Source organism: Plantactinospora mayteni, assembly GCF_016862935.1.
Taxonomy (GTDB): domain Bacteria; phylum Actinomycetota; class Actinomycetes; order Mycobacteriales; family Micromonosporaceae; genus Plantactinospora; species Plantactinospora mayteni.
Map to the genome: position 1 here is coordinate 53,586 of NZ_BONX01000048.1, position 17,186 is coordinate 70,771.

A 17,186-nucleotide genomic window follows, 5' to 3' on the forward strand; every position below is an offset into this window, starting at 1 on the left:
AGGTCGTCAGATGGGTATCGAGGAGAAGCTCCCGTCCGGGATCCTGCTCACCTCGGTCGAGAAGCTGGTCAACTGGTCCCGGAAGTCGTCGTTCTGGGGCGCCACCTTCGGCCTGGCCTGCTGCGCCATCGAGATGATGGCGGCCGGTGGCTCCCACTACGACCTCGGCCGGTGGGGCATGGAGGTGTTCCGGGCCTCGCCGCGCCAGGCGGACCTGATGATCGTGGCCGGCCGGGTGAGTCAGAAGATGGCCCCGGTGCTGCGCCAGATCTACGACCAGATGGCCGAGCCGCGCTGGGTGATCTCGATGGGCGTCTGCGCCAGCAGCGGCGGCATGTTCAACAACTACGCGATCGTGCAGGGCGTCGACCACGTGGTGCCGGTCGACATGTACCTGCCCGGCTGTCCGCCCCGGCCGGAGATGCTGATCGACGCGATCCTCAAGCTGCGCGAGAAGATCGGCCACGAGCCGCTCGGCCCGAACGGCCGCAAGATGCTGGAGGCGCGTCGGGCCCGTGGCGACATCCCAGTCGTGGCGCCCGGTTCGATGCCGTCGTCGTACCGCAACGACAAGGCGCGGCGGGCCGAGTGGACCCGGGCGGTCGCCGAGGGGCGCGAGGAGCAGCTCCGGATCGAGAACTGGATGAAGGCGCAGAACCACCTGGTGGGAAGGGCGGACCGGTGAGCGAGCCCAGCAAACCCGAGCAGAACGGTGGCGGCGTGCCGGTGTCCCGGCCGCCGGTGGGGGCGACCAGCGGGGCGCCGGCCGAACTGCCCCCGGCCAGCCCGGCCGGGCGCGGCATGTTCGGCATCTCCGGCAGCGGCGACACCTCCGGCTTCGGCGGACTGGTGCGGCAGCGGGTCGACGTGGTGGACAGCCCTCGGCCGTACGGCGGCTACTTCGACGAGGTCGCCGATGCGCTGGAGGAGGCGTACCCGGGCTTCGCCGACGCGATCGAGCAGGTCGTGGTCGACCGGGGCGAGCTGACCCTGCACATCCGCGCCGAGCGGATCGCCGAGGTCTGCCAGGTGCTCCGGGACGACGCGGCGCTCCGCTTCGAGCTCTGCTCCTCGGTCTCCGGGGTCGACTACCTCGGCACCGACCAGCGCCGGCTGCACGTCGTCTACCAGCTCACCTCGATGACCTACCGCCGGCAGCTCCGGCTGGAGGTCGCGGTCACCGCCGAGCAGCCCCGGGTGCCGAGCGTCACCTCGGTCTACCCCACGGCGGACTGGCAGGAGCGGGAGGCGTACGACATGTTCGGCGTCGTCTTCGACGGCCACCCCGGCCTGACCCGGATCCTGATGCCGGACGACTGGGAGGGCTACCCGCAGCGCAAGGACTACCCGCTCGGCGGTGTACCGGTCGAGTACAAGGGCGCCGAGATCCCACCGCCCGACCAGCGGAGGTCGTACCAATGAGCACGTCGACGAACCCGAGCTACGCCGAGTCCCGGGAGACCACCGAGGGTCGGGTCTTCACCGTCACCGGTGGCGACTGGGACCAGGTGGTCAGCGGGCACGACCCGATCAACGACGAGCGGATCATCGTCAACATGGGTCCGCAGCACCCGTCGACGCACGGCGTGCTCCGGCTGATCCTGGAGCTGGAGGGCGAGACCGTCCGGGAGGCCCGGGCGGTGGTCGGCTATCTGCACACCGGGATCGAGAAGAACCTCGAATACCGCAACTGGGTGCAGGGCAGCACGTTCGTCACCCGGATGGACTACCTCTCGCCGCTGTTCAACGAGACGGCCTACAGCCTCGCCGTGGAGAAGCTGCTCGGCATCACCGACGAGGTGACCGAGCGGGCCACCACGATCCGGGTACTGATGATGGAGCTGAACCGGATCTCCTCGCACCTGGTCTGGATCGCCACCACGGCGATGGAGCTGGGCGCGGTCAACGTGATGCTCTACGGCTTCCGCGAGCGTGAGTACGTGCTGGAGATCTTCGAGCTGGTCACCGGCCTGCGGATGAACATGGCGTACGTCCGGCCGGGCGGGGTCGCCCAGGACGTCCCGGACGAGGCGATCGTCAAGATCCGCGAGTTCCTGAAGCTGCTGCCGAAGAAGCTGAAGGAATACGAGGACATGCTCTCCGGCCAGCCGATCTGGCTGGAGCGGACCAAGGACGTGGCGGTGCTCGACGTCACCGGCTGCCTGGCGCTCGGCATCACCGGTCCGGTGCTCCGCTCGGCCGGGCTGCCCTGGGACATCCGCAAGACGATGCCGTACTGCGGTTACGAGAACTACGAGTTCGACGTGCCGACCACCGAGAGCGGTGACGTCTGGGGCCGCTACCTGGTCCGGATGGCCGAGATGCGGGAGTCGCTCAAGCTCGTCGAGCAGGCACTCGACCGGCTCCGCCCCGGCCCGATCATGGTGGCCGACAAGAAGATCGCCTGGCCCGCGCAGCTCGCCATCGGCGTGGACGGGATGGGCAACTCGCTGGAGCACGTTGCCAAGATCATGGGTCAGTCGATGGAGTCGCTGATCCACCACTTCAAGCTGGTCACCGAGGGCTTCCGGGTGCCACCGGGCCAGGTCTACGTCGGGATCGAGGCGCCCCGTGGCGAGTTGGGCGTACACGCGGTCTCCGACGGGGGCACCCGGCCGTACCGGGTGCACTACCGCGAGCCCAGCTTCGTCAACCTCCAGGCGCTGCCGGCGATGGCCGAGGGCGGCCTGATCGCGGACGTGATCGCGGGCGGCGCGTCGCTGGACCCGGTGATGGGTGGGTGTGATCGCTAGTGACTGAGTCCCAGTTTGGCAACGCGGCGTCCCGGCTGGACGGCCTGCTGACCGGCCCGGGCAGTGAGGTACCGGCACAGCGCAACGGCGGGCCACGCAGCGCCGACCTGCACGCGAAGCTCGACGAGCGGGCGCGGGAGATCGTCGCCCGCTATCCGGCCGACCGGTCCCGCTCGGCGCTGCTGCCGCTGCTGCACCTGGTGCAGTCCGAGGAGGGGTACGTCTCCCCGGCCGGCGTGGAGTTCTGCGCCGACGTACTCGGGCTGAACAAGGCGCAGGTCGGCGCGGTGGCCACCTTCTACACCATGTACAAGCGCCGGCCGACCGGCGACTGGCTGGTCAGCGTCTGCACCAACACCATGTGCAACGTGCTCGGCGGGCAGCAGGTCTACGACACCCTGACCGAGCACCTCGGGGTCGGGCACGACGAGACCACCCCGGACGGCAAGATCACCCTGGAGCACGCCGAGTGCCTGGCGGCCTGCGACTACGGCCCGGTGATGACCGTCAACTACGACTTCTTCGACCAGGTCGACCCGGACGCGGCGGTCGCTGTCGTCAACGAGCTGCGCGCGGGCGGTCGTCCGCAGCCCAGCCGGGGCGCCCGGCTCTGCACCCTCAAGGAGATGTCGCGGCAACTGGCCGGCTTCGCCGACCCGCGCGCGGAGGCGGTGGCCGACGGGCTGGCCGGCGACCCGACGCTGGCCGGGCTGCGGCTGGCCCAGCAGCACGGCATCTCGGTGGCCGGCTACGACCCGAACACCCCGATCAAGGGCAGCCAGACCGGTGACAAGCCGGCCCCGGCGACCACCCGGCCGGCCGCCGCCACCGGCAGCACCGCGCCGGACGTGAAGGCGCCGGACGGCAAGTCGCCGCAGATCCGTACCGCCGAGACCCGGAACCCGGACGCCAGGACCGCGGTTCCGGACGCGCCCGGGGCGGCGGCGCCGGTCGACGGCACGCCGCCCGGCCCGGCCGACGCGAAGGCCGCCGAGGAGGCCGGCACCGCCGCCAACAGGCCGGCCAGCGACGCCAAGCCGGCCGGCGACGGCGGTACGGACGCGCAGGAGCGCTCGCTGAAGTCGGCTGCGAGTGAGCCTGCCAGCCCCGCAGTCGCGAGCGAAGAGGAGGCCGACAAGTGACCACGACGCCTCGGCGGGAGACGCTGGAGAAGCTGACCCCGGTGCTCACCAAGCGCTGGCTGTCGCCGGACGCCTGGCGGCTCGACGTCTACCAGCGGCTGGACGGCTACGCGGCACTGCGCAAGGCGCTCGCCGCGCACCCGGACGACCTGATCCAGCTCGTCAAGGACTCCGGCCTGCGCGGCCGGGGCGGCGCAGGCTTCCCGACCGGGCTCAAGTGGGGCTTCATCCCGCAGGGCGACGGCAAGCCGCACTACCTGGTGGTCAACGCCGACGAGGGCGAGCCGGGCACCTGCAAGGACCTGCCGCTGATGACCCACGACCCGCACTCGCTGGTCGAGGGCGTGATCATCGCCTCGTACGCGATCCGGGCCAACCGCGCCTACATCTACATCCGGGGCGAGGCGGTGCACGCGGCCCGGCGGCTGCGCAACGCCGTGCAGGAGGCGTACCAGGCCGGGTATCTCGGGAAGAACATCCTCGGTACCGGCTTCGACCTGGACCTGGTGGTGCACAGCGGGGCCGGGGCGTACATCTGCGGCGAGGAGACGGCGCTGCTGGACTCGCTGGAGGGGTTCCGGGGCCAGCCCCGGCTGCGCCCGCCGTTCCCGGCGACCCACGGCCTGTACGCCTGCCCGACCGTGGTCAACAACGTCGGCACCATCGCCAGCGTTCCGTACATCGTGCTGGGCGGGGCCGCCTGGTGGAAGAGCATGGGCACCGAGAAGTCCTCCGGGCCGATGATCTACTCCCTCTCCGGCCGGATCAACAACCCGGGGCAGTACGAAGCCGGCCTCGGCATCACACTGCGCGAGCTGATCGAGCTGGCCGGCGGCATGCAGCCCGGACACAACCTGCGGTTCTGGACCCCGGGCGGCTCGTCGACCCCGCTGCTCACCGCCGAGCACCTGGACGTACCGCTGGACTTCGAGGGGGTGGCGGCGGCCGGCTCGATCCTCGGCACCACCGCGACCCAGATCTTCTCCGACCAGGACTGCCCGGTCTACGCGACCTACCGGTGGCTGGAGTTCTATCACCACGAGTCGTGCGGGAAGTGCACGCCGTGCCGGGAGGGCAACTACTGGATGGTCCGCACCTACCGGCGGATCCTGGCCGGGCAGGGCACCCACGAGGACCTGGCCACCCTGCTGGACACCTGCGACAACATCCTCGGCCGCTCGTTCTGCGGCCTCGGTGACGGCGCGACCAGCCCGGTGACCTCCTCGTTGCAGTACTTCAAGCAGGACTACCTCGACTACATCGAGGGCCGGACGGCTCCCAAGCTGTCGGAGAAGACCCTGGTAGGAGCCCACTAATGACGGACGTTGCGAAGCAGGTCGATACCGTCACGCTCACCATCGACGGCATCGAGGTGACGGCACCGAAGGGTGCGCTGCTGATCCGGGTCGCCGAACAGCTCGGCATCGAGATCCCCCGGTTCTGCGACCACCCGCTGCTCGCCCCGGCCGGCGCCTGCCGGCAGTGCCTGGTCGACGTGGAGGGGCAGCGCAAGCCGGTCGCCTCCTGCACCCAGACCGTCGCCGACGGCATGGTGGTACGCACCCAGCTCACCTCTCCGGTCGCCAAGAAGGCGCAGGAGGGGATCATGGAGCTGCTCCTGGTCAACCACCCGCTCGACTGCCCGATGTGCGACAAGGGCGGCGAGTGCCCGCTGCAGAACCAGGCGATGTCCACCGGTCGTACCGAGACCCGCTTCCACGAGCACAAGCGGGAATACGAGAAGCCGGTCAACATCTCCAGCCAGGTCCTGCTGGACCGCGAGCGCTGCGTACTCTGCCAGCGCTGTACCCGGTTCTCCGAGGAGATCGCCGGGGACAAGTTCATCGACCTGATGGGCCGGTCCAGCGCCGAGGAGATCAACGTCTACCGGGACGAGTACTACGGCGAGGAGGGCGACGAGGGCGACGTCCCGTTCAACTCGTACTTCTCCGGGAACACGGTGCAGATCTGCCCGGTCGGCGCGCTGACCGGCGCACAATACCGGTTCCGGGCCCGCCCGTTCGACCTGGTCTCGACGCCGAGCGTCTGCGAGCACTGCTCGGCCGGCTGCGCCCAGCGCACCGACCACCGGCGCGGCAAGGTGATGCGCCGGCTGGCCGGCGACGACGCGGCGGTGAACGAGGAGTGGAACTGCGACAAGGGCCGCTGGGGCTTCCGGTACGCCACCGCCAACGAGCGGATCACCAGCCCGCTGGTACGGGACGCCAAGACCGGTGAGCTGCGCGAGGCGTCCTGGAGCGAGGCGTTCGGCGTTGCCGCCGACGGGCTGCGCGAGGCTCGCGACTCGGCACGCGGGGTCGGGGTACTCACCGGCGGCCGGCTCACCGTCGAGGACGCGTACGCGTACGCCAAGTTCGCCCGGGTGGCGCTGCACAGCAACGACATCGACTTCCGGGCCCGCCCGCTCTCGGCGGAGGAGGCCCAGTTCCTGGCCAGCACGGTGGCCGGGACGACCGAGGTGACCTACGCCGACGTCGAGCGGGCCCCGGCCGTGGTGGTCGCCGGGCTGGAGCCGGAGGAGGAGTGCCCGATCCTCTTCCTGCGGCTGCGCAAGGCATACAACAAGCGCGGGCTGAAGGTGCTCGCGCTGGCCCCGTTCGTGACCCGGGGACTGGCAAAGATCGGTGCGACGGTGCTGACCGCCGCCCCCGGCGACGAGGCCGAGCTGCTGGCCGGGGACGCCTCGGTCGCCGAGGCGCTGCGCCAGCCCGGCGCGGTGCTGCTGGTCGGCGAGCGGCTGGCCACGGTGCCGGGTGGACTCTCCGCCGCCGCCGAGCTGGCCGAGCGTACCGGCGCCAAGCTGGCCTGGGTGCCCCGGCGAGCGGGCGACCGCGGCGCGGTGGACGCGGGCTGCCTGCCGAACCTGCTCCCCGGCGGACGGCCGGTGACCGACGCGGCCGGCCGGGCCGAGTTGGCCGGCGCCTGGGACCTGGCCGCCGGGGTCATCCCGAGCCAGCCCGGCCGGGACACCGACGGCATCATCGCGGCGGCGGCCGACGGCTCGCTCGGCGCGCTGGTGCTGGCCGGAGTCGACCCGGCCGACCTGGCCGACCCGAGGCTCGCCGAGGAGGCGCTAGACAACGTGCCGTTCCTGGTCAGCCTGGAGCTGCGGCACAACGCGGTGACCCGCCGCGCCGACGTGGTCTTCCCGGTTGCCCCGGTGGTGGAGAAGGCCGGCAGCTTCCTCGACTGGGAGGGCCGGCTGCGCACCTTCGAGGCCGTACTGAATACCACCGCGATGACCGACGCCCGGGTGCTGGACGCGATCGCCGCCCAGCTCGACGTGCGGCTCGGCACCGGCGACGTGAACGGCGTACGCCGCGAGCTGGGCGCGCTGCCGGCGACCAAGGCCAACCGGACCGCCGCCCCGGCGGTCGAGCCGGCCGCGCCGGCCCGGCCGGGCCCGGGCGAGGCGGTACTGGCCACCTGGCACCAGCTCGTCGACGCCGGCACCCTGACCGAGGGCGACCCGCAGCTCGGCGGCACGGCCCGGCCGCCGGTGGTCCGGCTCGGCAAGGCCGCCGCCGAGGCGCTGGGGGTGGCCGAGGGCGACGCGGTCACGGTCGGCACCGACCGGGGCGCGCTGACCCTGCCGGCGGCGATCACCGACCTGCCGGACGGCGTGGTCTGGCTGCCCACCAACTCTCCCGGCGCGAGCGTCCGGCGCGGCCTCGGCGCCACGTCCGGTTCGATCGTCCGGCTCAGCGCCGGCCCGGCCACCCCGGTCGCCGCCGACGCGGCGGGCAAGCCGGGACCGCTGCTGAACAGCGCTGGAGGTACGTCGCGGTGAGCGCGAGGAGTGAGCTTGCGAGCCCCGCAGTCGCGAACGAAAGGTCGGCGCAGATGAGCCCCGCGGTCGCGTACGAAGGGAGGCACCGATGGGTGGCCTGAGCTACCTGGCCCAGGATCCGACGCTTCAGGACTTCGGCAAGGATCCGTGGTGGCTGGTCCTGATCAAGCTCGTGGCGGCGTTCGTCTTCGCGGTCCTGGCCACGCTGCTGGGCGTCTGGTTCGAGCGCCGGGTGGTGGCCCGGATGGCCCAGCGGCCCGGCCTGAACCAGATCGGCCCGTTCGGTCTGCTCCAGACCCTCGCCGACGGCATCAAGATGGCCTTCAAGGAGGACATCCTGCCGAAGTCGGCGGACAAGGTCGTCTACTTCTTCGCGCCGACCATCTCGACGATCTGCGCGGTCACCGCCCTGTCGGTGGTGCCGTTCGGTCCGATGGTGAGCATCTTCGGCGAGCGGACCCCGCTCCAGGTCACCGACGTCTCGGTGGCCGTACTCGTGCTGCTGGCCTGCTCCTCGATGGGCGTCTACGGCATCGTGCTCGGCGGCTGGGCCTCCGGCTCGACGTACCCGCTCCTCGGCGGTCTGCGGTCGAGTGCCCAGATGATCTCGTACGAGGTCGCGATGGGCTTGAGCATCGTCGCGGTCTTCATGACCGCCGGCACCATGTCGACCAGCGGCATCGTCAGCCAACAGGCCGACGGCACCCGGCTCAACCTCTTCGGCGTGGTCGACCTGCCCGCCCCCGGCTGGTACGCGATCCTGCTGCTGCCGAGCTTCATCATCTTCTTCATCTCCACTGTCGGTGAGACCAACCGGGCGCCGTTCGACCTGCCCGAGGCCGAGTCGGAGCTGGTCGCCGGCTTCATGACGGAGTACAGCTCGCTGAAGTTCGCGCTCTTCATGCTCTCCGAGTACGTCGCCATGGTGACGATGTCGGCGGTCACCACGACGCTCTTCCTCGGTGGCTGGCGGGCACCCTGGCCGATCACGCTCTGGGAGGGCGCGAACTCCGGCTGGTGGCCGCTGCTCTGGTTCATGGGCAAGGTCATCGGTCTGGTCTTCATCTTCATCTGGCTGCGCGGCACGCTGCCCCGGCTCCGGTACGACCAGTTCATGCGGCTGGGCTGGAAGGTGCTGCTGCCGATCAACCTGGTCTGGATCCTGGTCCTGGCCGGCATCCGCACCCTCCAGCAGGAGGACGTCAGCGACTCGTACCGCTACTCGTTCATCGCGGGCGCGGTGCTGGTCGTCCTGCTGGTGACGCTGCTCTGGCCGAGCAAGAAGCGGCCACCGCAGCGGACCCTCCAGGAGAAGGTCAACCGGCGACCGGCCGGCAGCTTCCCACTGCCGCCGATGGATCTCCAGGTGCCACCGAGCCCCCGGACGAGACGGGCGGTCGCCGAGCGGGAACCGGCGAACGTGGGAGCCGGACAGCGGCCCGGAGCCGGACAGCCGGGCGACGCCGGCACCGGTCACGACGAGAAGGAGGTGTGACGTGGGCGCGATCACCGGTTCCTTCAAGGGCTTCGGGGTCACCTTCTCGCACATGTTCAAGAAGGTCGTCACCACCGACTACCCGTTCAAGCCGCCGGTCTCCGCTCCGCGCTACCACGGGCGGCACATCCTCAACCGGCACCCGGACGGGTTGGAGAAGTGCATCGGCTGCGAGCTGTGCGCCTGGGCCTGCCCGGCCGACGCGATCTACGTCGAGGGCGGCGACAACACCGAGGAGCAGCGCTTCTCGCCGGGCGAGCGGTACGCCAGCACGTACCAGATCAACTATGCCCGGTGCATCTTCTGCGGGCTCTGCATCGAGGCCTGCCCGACCCGTTCGCTGACCATGAGCAACGAGTACGAGTTGGCCCGGGACAACCGGCAGGACCTGATCTTCACCAAGGAGCAGTTGCTGGCGCCGCTGCTGCCGGGGATGGAGCAGCCGCCGCACCCGATGCGGCTCGGTGACACCGAGAAGGACTACTACGTCGGCGCGCTGACCAACCCGGGCACCTCGGCCGGCGCGGAGCGGGCGCCCTGGTCCGAGACCGGCACGGTCGACGGCTCGGGTACGACGGGAGAGAACGCGTCATGACCGGACAAGCGGTGCTCGCCGCCGCCGGTGGGGTGACCGGCGGGGAGCAGATCACCTTCTGGATCCTGGCCCCGCTCGCCCTGATGGGCGCGATCGGCACGGTCTGGGCCCGCAACGCGGTGCACTCCGCGCTCTGGCTGGTGCTGACGATGCTCTGCCTGGGCGTCTTCTACGTGCTCCAGTCCGGGCCGTTCATCGGCATGGTGCAGATCATCGTCTACACCGGCGCGATCATGATGCTCTTCCTCTTCGTGCTGATGCTGGTCGGCCGGGACGCCTCGGACTCGCTGATCGAGACGCTGCGCGGGCAGCGGATCGCCGCGATCCTGCTCGGCCTCGGCTTCGGCGCCCTGGTCGCCACCGGGCTGTGGCGGGCGCTCGGCCAGGCGGACGCGGTCGGCCTGGAGCAGGCCAACGCGAACGGCAACGTGCAGGGCATCGCCGCGCTGCTCTTCACCAGGTACGTCTTCGCCTTCGAGATCACCTCGGCCCTGCTGATCACCGCGGCGGTCGGCGCGATGGTGCTGGCGCACGTCGAGCGGCGCCGCCAGGACCGGATGGACCAGGTCGCCACGATGAAGGCCCGGTTCCGCCCCGGCAACTACCCGGGACCGAAGCCCGGCCCCGGGGTGTACGCCACCTCGTCCTCGGTCGCCACCCCGGCCCGGCTGCCGGACGGCGGCCTGACCGAGCGGAGCGTGCCGCAGATCCTGCCGCAGCGCGAGCTGTCCGAGGAGGACAAGGCGCTGAAGGGGACGGAGAAATAAGATGTCGGACTTCCTGTCGGTGTCGCCGAACCACTACCTGATCCTCGCCAGCCTGCTCTTCACGGTCGGCGCGGTCGGGGTGCTGATCCGGCGCAACGCGATCGTCCTCTTCATGTGCATCGAGCTGATGCTCAACGCGGCCAACCTCGCGCTGGTCACGTTCAGCCGGATCAACGGTGACCTGAACGGTCAGATCATGGCGTTCTTCGTCATGGTGGTGGCCGCCGCCGAGGTCGTGGTCGGGCTGGCCATCATCATGACGATCTTCCGGACTCGGCGCTCGGCGAGCGTCGACGACGCCAACCTGTTGAAGTACTAAGAGGGGCCCACCAGTGGAACATTCTGTGGAGTACGCCCACGCCACGGGGTTGCTGGGCAGCGTGTGGCTGCTGGTGGCCATCCCGCTGGTCAGCGCGGCGATCCTCCTGCTGCTCGGCCGGCGGGCCGACCGGTGGGGGCACTGGCTCGGCGTGGCCAGCGTCGGCGCCATCTTCGTGCTCGGCCTGTCCTACTTCTTCTCGCTGCGGGGCCTGGAGAACCGCTCGGTCGAGCTGAGCCTCTGGGACTTCATCGCGGTCGGTGACCTGCACGTCGACTTCGGACTGCTCTTCGACCCGCTGGCGGCGGTCTTCGTACTGCTGATCACCGGCGTGGGCTTCCTGATCCATCTGTACGCGGTCGGCTACATGTCGCACGATGCCGGCCGGCGGAAGTTCTTCGGGTTCTTCAACCTCTTCGTCGCGGCGATGCTGCTGCTGGTGCTCGGCAACAACTACGTGATGCTCTACGTCGGCTGGGAGGGCGTCGGTCTGGCGTCGTACCTGTTGATCTCGTTCTGGCAGGACCGGCCGAGCGCGGCCACCGCCGGCAAGAAGGCGTTCCTGATGAACCGGGTCGGTGACGCCGGCCTGGCCATCGCGATCTTCATCATGTTCGCCACCCTCGGCAGCACCCAGTTCGCCGACGTCTTCAACGGCGCGGGCGCGTTGCAGAGCGGCACGGTGCTGGCGATCGGCCTGCTGCTGCTGCTCGGCGCGGCCGGCAAGTCCGGCCAGTTCCCGCTCCAGGCATGGCTGCCGGACGCGATGGAGGGCCCGACCCCGGTCTCCGCGCTGATCCACGCCGCCACGATGGTGACGGCGGGCGTCTACCTGATCGCCCGGTCCAACCCGATCTTCTCGCTCGACCCGACGCTCCAGACCGTCGTGGTCAGCGTCGGCGCGCTCACCCTGCTGATGGGCTGCATCATCGGTGCGGCCAAGGACGACATCAAGCGGGTACTCGCCTGGTCGACGGTGAGCCAGATCGGCTACATGTTCCTCGGCGTCGGACTCGGCGGCGGTGCGTACGCGCTGGCCATCATCCACCTGCTGGCGCACGGCTTCTTCAAGGCCAACATGTTCCTCGGGGCCGGCTCGGTGATGCACGGCATGCAGGACCAGGTGGACATCCGCCGGTTCGGCGGGCTGGCGAAGTACATGAAGATCACCTGGATCACCTTCGGGCTGGGCTGGCTGGCGATCATCGGCATGTGGCCGTTCTCCGGCTTCTTCACCAAGGAGCCGATCATCGTCGAGGCGTTCGCCCGCGGCGACTGGACCGCCTGGCTCTACGGCGGCGCCGCACTGCTCGGCGCCGGGCTGACCGCCTTCTACATGACCCGGCTCTTCGTGCTCACCTTCCACGGCCCGAAGCGCTGGACCGAGGACATCGCGCACCCGCACGAGTCGCCACTGATCATGACCGTGCCGCTGATCCTGCTCGGCCTCGGCTCGGTCGTCGCCGGTGGGCTGATGGCGACCCCGGTCGCGAGCTGGCTGACCCCGGTGCTCGGGCACGGCGAGCACCACGAGCCGGTGCTCTCGCACACCGTGATCACCGTGCTCTCGCTCGGCCTGACCGTGCTCGGCGCCGGCCTGGCCTGGCTGCTGTTCCGCAACGGCACCGCGCTGGTGGAGCAGCCGGCCGGCCCGGTGGTACGGGCGGCCCGGCGCAACCTCTACACCGACGCGTTCAACGAGGCGGTCTTCGAGAAGCCGGGCATCTTCCTCACCCGGGCACTCGTCTTCCTCGACAACCGGGGCATCGACGGGCTGGTCAACGCGCTCGCCGCCGCGGTCGGCGGTGGATCGGGCCGGCTGCGCCGGCTCCAGACCGGCTTCGTCCGGTCGTACGCGATGTCCATTCTCACCGGCGCGGTGCTGGTGGTGGCGGCGTTCCTGGCGGTCCAACTGGGGTGGTTGGCGTGACCGACCACAACCCACCGGCCGCGCGCAACCGGCCGGGCGACCTCGACCGGCCGGGCACTGACGACGGAGGTAAGGCCGAATAATGTCCGACTTCCCCTTCCTCTCGGTGCTCACCGTCGCGCCGCTGGTCGGCGCGCTGGTGGTGGTCTTCCTGCCGGCCAGCCGGGGCGAGCTGGCCAAGCGGATCGCGCTCGGCTGGTCGCTGGCCGTACTGGTGCTCAGCGTCTTCATGTGGATCGCCTTCGAGGCCGGCGGCGACCGGCTCCAGCTCCGCGAGTCCTACTCGTGGATCCCGCGCTGGGGGGTGAACTTCACCTTCGCCGCCGACGGCATCGCGCTGGTCATGCTGATGCTTATCGCCCTGCTGGTGCCGCTGGTGATCCTGGCCTCCTGGCACGACGCGGAGAAGTCGAAGCGCTCCGTACCGGTCTACTTCGCACTGCTGCTCTTCCTCGAGTGCACGATGATCGGCGTCTTCGCCGCCGCCGACGTCTTCCTCTTCTACGTGTTCTTCGAGGTCATGCTCGTGCCGATGTACTTCCTGATCGGTAGCTACGGCGGCCACCAGCGGCAGTACGCGGCGGTGAAGTTCTTCCTCTACTCGCTGGTCGGCGGGCTGTTCATGCTGGCCGCGGTGATCGGGCTCTGGGTGGTCGGCGGCAAGACCTTCGACTGGCAGGCGCTGACCCAGATCGACATCTCCACCGGTACCGAGCGCTGGCTCTTCCTCGGCTTCTTCCTCGCCTTCGCGATCAAGGCGCCGTTCTTCCCGTTCCACACCTGGCTGCCGGACGCCGGTGGCGCCGCACCGGCCGGAGCCGCCGCGCTGCTGGTCGGGGTACTGGACAAGGTCGGCACCTTCGGGATCCTGCGGTACTGCCTGCCGCTCTTCCCCGAGGCGTCGAAGTGGTTCGCGCCGTACGCCATCGCGCTGGCGCTGATCGGCATCATCTACGCCGCCCTGCTGGCGGTCGGGCAGAACGACCTGAAGCGCCTCGTCTCCTACACCTCGATCGCGCACTTCGGCTTCATCGGGATCGGGCTCTTCGCCTTCACCACCCAGGCCGGCACCGGCGCGGTGCTCTACATGGTCAACCACGGCCTCGCCACCGGGCTGCTCTTCCTGGTCGTCGGCATGCTGGTCGCCCGGCGCGGCTCCGCGCTGATCACCGACTTCGGCGGGGCCGGCAAGCTGGTACCGCTGCTCGCCGGGGTGCTCTTCTTCGCCGGTCTCGCCTCGCTGGCGCTGCCGGGTACGGCACCGTTCATCTCCGAGTTCCTGGTGCTGATCGGCACGTACACGGTGAACAAGCCGGTCGCGATCATCGCCACCGCCGGGATCATCCTGGCCGCCGCGTACGTGCTGTGGATGGTGCAGCGGACCACCCAGGGCACGCTCAACCCGGCGCTGTCCGGGGTCGAGGCGATGCGCAAGGACCTGTCGGTGCGGGAGAAGGTCGTGGTCGCCCCGCTGATCGCGTTGCTGCTGCTGCTCGGCTTCTATCCGAAGCCGGTCACCGACGTCATCAACCCCGCCGTCCAGGCCACCATGGAGCAGGACCTCGGCAAGCAGGATCCGGCGCCGACGGTGGGCACCGTCCAGGAGGCACACCGGTGAGCCGGCTGCCAGTCGCGTACGTAAGGAAGGTCCGATAATGGATCTCAAGCTGCCGGACATCGACTACGCGGCTCTGGCACCGATCCTGGTGCTGTTCGGAGCCTCCCTGGTCGGCGTCCTGGTCGAGGCGTTCATCCCGCGGAAGCGCCGGCACCTGACCCAGCTCGTCCTCGGCCTGCTGGCCCTGACCGGCGCGCTGGTCGCGGTGGTGCTGAACGCGCAGGACCGGGTGGTCACCGCCGGCGGGGCGGTCGCGGTCGACGGCCCGACGCTCTTCCTCCAGGGCGCGATCGTGGTGCTCGCCGGGATGGCACTGATGCTGATCGGCGAGCGGTCGGTGCAGCGCGGCGGCGCCTTCGTGGCGCACGCGGCGGTCACCGTCGGGTCGCCGGAGGACCAGCGGCAGGCCGCCGACGAGGGCGGCGCGACCGAGGTGTACCCGCTGACCCTGTTCGCCGTCTCCGGCATGCTGCTCTTCGTCGCCGCGAACGACCTGCTGACGATGTTCATCGCGCTGGAGGCGTTCTCGCTGCCGCTCTACCTGCTCTGCGCGCTGGCCCGGCGCCGGCGGCTGCTGAGCCAGGAGTCGGCGCTGAAGTACTTCCTGCTCGGCTCGTACGCCTCGGCGTTCTTCCTCTTCGGCATGGCGCTGGTCTACGGCTTCACGGTCGGGGCCGGCGGCACCGGCTCCGGTGGCGGGGTCGACTTCGGCACCATCCGGACCGCGGTCACCGACTCGGCCGCCAGCGAGGTACTGCTCTTCGCCGGGCTCGCGCTGCTCTCCATCGGGCTGCTGTTCAAGATCGCGGCGGCGCCGTTCCACGTCTGGACCCCGGACGTCTACCAGGGCGCCCCGACCCCGATCACCGGCTTCATGGCCGCCTGCACCAAGGTCGCCGCGTTCGGCGGGCTGCTCCGGGTGCTGCACGTCGCGTTCTCCGGGGCGAGCTGGGACTTCACCCCGGTGCTCGGCGCCATCGCGGTGCTCACGATGCTGGTCGGGGCGATCCTGGCGGTCACCCAGACGGACATCAAGCGGCTGCTCGCGTACTCGTCGGTGGCGAACGCGGGGTACCTGCTGGTCGGTGCGCTGGTGCTCTCCAAGGACGGGCTCTCCAGCACGATGTTCTACCTCGTCGCGTACGGCTTCACGGTGCTCGCCGCGTTCGGCGTGGTGACCCTGGTCCGGGACGCGGACGGCGAGGCGACCCACCTGTCCCGGTGGGCCGGGCTGGGCCGGCGTTCGCCGCTCTACGCCGGACTCTTCACCTTCCTGCTGCTCGCCTTCGCGGGTATCCCGCTGACCAGCGGCTTCACCAGCAAGTTCGCCGTCTTCGGCGCGGCGCTGGACGCCGGGCAGTCATGGTTGGTGATCGCGGGCGTGCTGACCAGCATGATCCTCGCCTTCCCGTACCTGCGGGTGGTGGTGATGATGTGGCTCTCCGAGCCGGGCGAGTCCACTCCGACGGTGTCGCTGCCGGGTGGGCTGACCGCGGCGGCCCTGATGATCGGGGTCGTCGCCACCCTGGTGCTCGGGGTCGCCCCGGCGCCGCTGCTGGATCTCGCCAACGGCGCCGCCGAATTCGTCCGATGACCGGTCGCCCCCACGCCCATTCCGAGGTCGACCGCCCCCGACCAGGGGTTGGCCGGCGGGTGTGGCATGGTTGAAGGCGTGGGGGGAACGGCTGGCGGCATGGCGGCACTCGGGCTCGACACGATCGGGCTCGAGTTCGCGGATGCCCGCGTGGAGGCATCGGTGGCCAGCGTGCTGGCCAATGTGGAGACGGAGCTGCGCGACAACGTCGCCAGCGCCGATCCGATGGTGGACGAGGCGGCCCGGCACCTGATGGACGCCGGCGGCAAGCGGTTCCGGCCACTGTTGGTCGCCCTCGGCGCCCAGTTCGGTGATCCGACCGCCCCGCAGGTCGTACCGGCGGCGGTGGTGATAGAACTCACCCACCTCGCCACGCTCTACCACGACGACGTGATGGACGAGGCGCCGGTGCGCCGGGGTGCGTCGAGCGCCAACTCCCGGTGGGGCAACTCGGTGGCGATCCTGGTCGGCGACTACCTCTTCGCCCGGGCCGCCGACATCGCCGCCGACCTCGGCACCGAGGCGGTCCGGTTGCAGGCCCGGACGTTCGCCCGGCTGGTGCACGGGCAGATCGCCGAGACCGTCGGCCCGCGCGACGCCGACCCGGTCGCGCACTACCTGAGCGTGATCGCCGAGAAGACCGGTTCCCTGATCGCCACCTCGGCCCGGTTCGGCGGCATGTTCGGCGGCGCCCAGCCCTCGCACATCGAGGCGCTGGCCGGTTACGGCGAGACGATCGGGGTCGCCTTCCAGCTCTCCGACGACCTGCTCGACATCTCCTCCGAGTCGGTGCAGTCCGGCAAGACTCCCGGCACCGACCTGCGGGAGGGTGTGCCCACTCTGCCGGTGCTCTACGCGCTCGGCGCCGACGACGGCGACGCGGCCTCGGTACGGCTCCGCGAGATCCTCGCGCTCGGCCCGGTCACCGACGACGCGCTGCACGCCGAGGCGCTCGGTCTGCTCCGGGAGTCTCCGGCGCTGAAGCGGGCCCGGGAGACGGTACGCAGCTATGCCGAGGAGGCCCGCTCCTGCCTCGCCCCGCTCCCCGACAGCGCCCCTCGACAGGCCCTCGAATCGCTCTGCGACTTCATTGCCGACCGCACCGGCTGACGCCGACCACACCTCGGCTGACGGCGGCTGACGTCGACCGCGCCGGCCGGGA

Annotated in this window: 14 protein-coding genes; all 14 read left to right on the forward strand. The window is 70.4% G+C overall.

Annotated elements, in window-relative coordinates; genetic code table 11:
- Positions 1–10: 10 nt before the first annotated feature.
- Complete coding sequence (locus Pma05_RS31715) at positions 11–685, forward strand: NuoB/complex I 20 kDa subunit family protein (RefSeq protein ID WP_203861175.1); 675 nt, start codon at positions 11–13, stop codon at positions 683–685.
- Entirely contained in the window at positions 682–1,422 is a 741-nt protein-coding gene (locus tag Pma05_RS31720) for an NADH-quinone oxidoreductase subunit C (protein ID WP_203861176.1), read from the forward strand. The genes Pma05_RS31715 and Pma05_RS31720 overlap by 4 nt, the downstream gene beginning before the upstream one ends.
- Positions 1,419–2,753 (forward strand): NADH-quinone oxidoreductase subunit D, encoded by a 1,335-nt coding sequence (locus tag Pma05_RS31725; RefSeq protein ID WP_203861177.1) that lies wholly within the window; start codon positions 1,419–1,421, stop codon positions 2,751–2,753. The genes Pma05_RS31720 and Pma05_RS31725 overlap by 4 nt, the downstream gene beginning before the upstream one ends.
- Before the next feature lie 107 nt (positions 2,754–2,860).
- Positions 2,861–3,895 (forward strand): NADH-quinone oxidoreductase subunit NuoE, encoded by a 1,035-nt coding sequence (gene nuoE, locus Pma05_RS31730; RefSeq protein ID WP_203861268.1) that lies wholly within the window; start codon positions 2,861–2,863, stop codon positions 3,893–3,895.
- Positions 3,892–5,211, forward strand: coding sequence for an NADH-quinone oxidoreductase subunit NuoF (nuoF, locus tag Pma05_RS31735; RefSeq protein WP_203861178.1), 1,320 nt, complete (start codon positions 3,892–3,894; stop codon positions 5,209–5,211). The genes nuoE and nuoF overlap by 4 nt, the downstream gene beginning before the upstream one ends.
- A complete protein-coding gene (locus Pma05_RS31740; RefSeq protein WP_203861179.1) occupies positions 5,211–7,706 on the forward strand; it encodes an NADH-quinone oxidoreductase subunit G in 2,496 nt (831 codons plus the stop codon). Before nuoF ends, Pma05_RS31740 begins: the two co-directional genes overlap by 1 nt.
- Positions 7,707–7,803: 97 nt before the next feature.
- Entirely contained in the window at positions 7,804–9,201 is a 1,398-nt protein-coding gene (gene nuoH / locus Pma05_RS31745; protein WP_203861269.1) for an NADH-quinone oxidoreductase subunit NuoH, read from the forward strand.
- Between the two features lies 1 nt (position 9,202).
- Positions 9,203–9,796 carry an NADH-quinone oxidoreductase subunit NuoI gene (gene nuoI / locus Pma05_RS31750; protein ID WP_203861180.1) on the forward strand — a complete coding sequence of 198 codons (594 nt, stop codon included), beginning with the start codon at positions 9,203–9,205 and terminating at the stop codon, positions 9,794–9,796.
- The gene (locus tag Pma05_RS31755; RefSeq protein ID WP_203861181.1) at positions 9,793–10,563 is read left to right on the forward strand and encodes an NADH-quinone oxidoreductase subunit J; all 771 of its coding nucleotides are present in this window, start codon (positions 9,793–9,795) and stop codon (positions 10,561–10,563) included. The genes nuoI and Pma05_RS31755 overlap by 4 nt, the downstream gene beginning before the upstream one ends.
- 1 nt (position 10,564) lies before the next feature.
- The gene (gene nuoK, locus Pma05_RS31760) at positions 10,565–10,882 is read left to right on the forward strand and encodes an NADH-quinone oxidoreductase subunit NuoK (RefSeq protein WP_203861182.1); all 318 of its coding nucleotides are present in this window, start codon (positions 10,565–10,567) and stop codon (positions 10,880–10,882) included.
- 13 nt (positions 10,883–10,895) lie between these two features.
- Positions 10,896–12,812 carry an NADH-quinone oxidoreductase subunit L gene (nuoL, locus tag Pma05_RS31765; protein ID WP_203861183.1) on the forward strand — a complete coding sequence of 639 codons (1,917 nt, stop codon included), beginning with the start codon at positions 10,896–10,898 and terminating at the stop codon, positions 12,810–12,812.
- Between the two features lie 82 nt (positions 12,813–12,894).
- A complete protein-coding gene (locus tag Pma05_RS31770) occupies positions 12,895–14,430 on the forward strand; it encodes an NADH-quinone oxidoreductase subunit M (RefSeq protein WP_203861184.1) in 1,536 nt (511 codons plus the stop codon).
- 34 nt (positions 14,431–14,464) lie between these two features.
- A complete protein-coding gene (gene nuoN, locus Pma05_RS31775) occupies positions 14,465–16,024 on the forward strand; it encodes an NADH-quinone oxidoreductase subunit NuoN (RefSeq protein ID WP_203861270.1) in 1,560 nt (519 codons plus the stop codon).
- A 66-nt stretch (positions 16,025–16,090) separates the two neighbouring features.
- Positions 16,091–17,134 carry a polyprenyl synthetase family protein gene (locus Pma05_RS31780; RefSeq protein ID WP_203861185.1) on the forward strand — a complete coding sequence of 348 codons (1,044 nt, stop codon included), beginning with the start codon at positions 16,091–16,093 and terminating at the stop codon, positions 17,132–17,134.
- Positions 17,135–17,186: the final 52 nt, after the last annotated feature.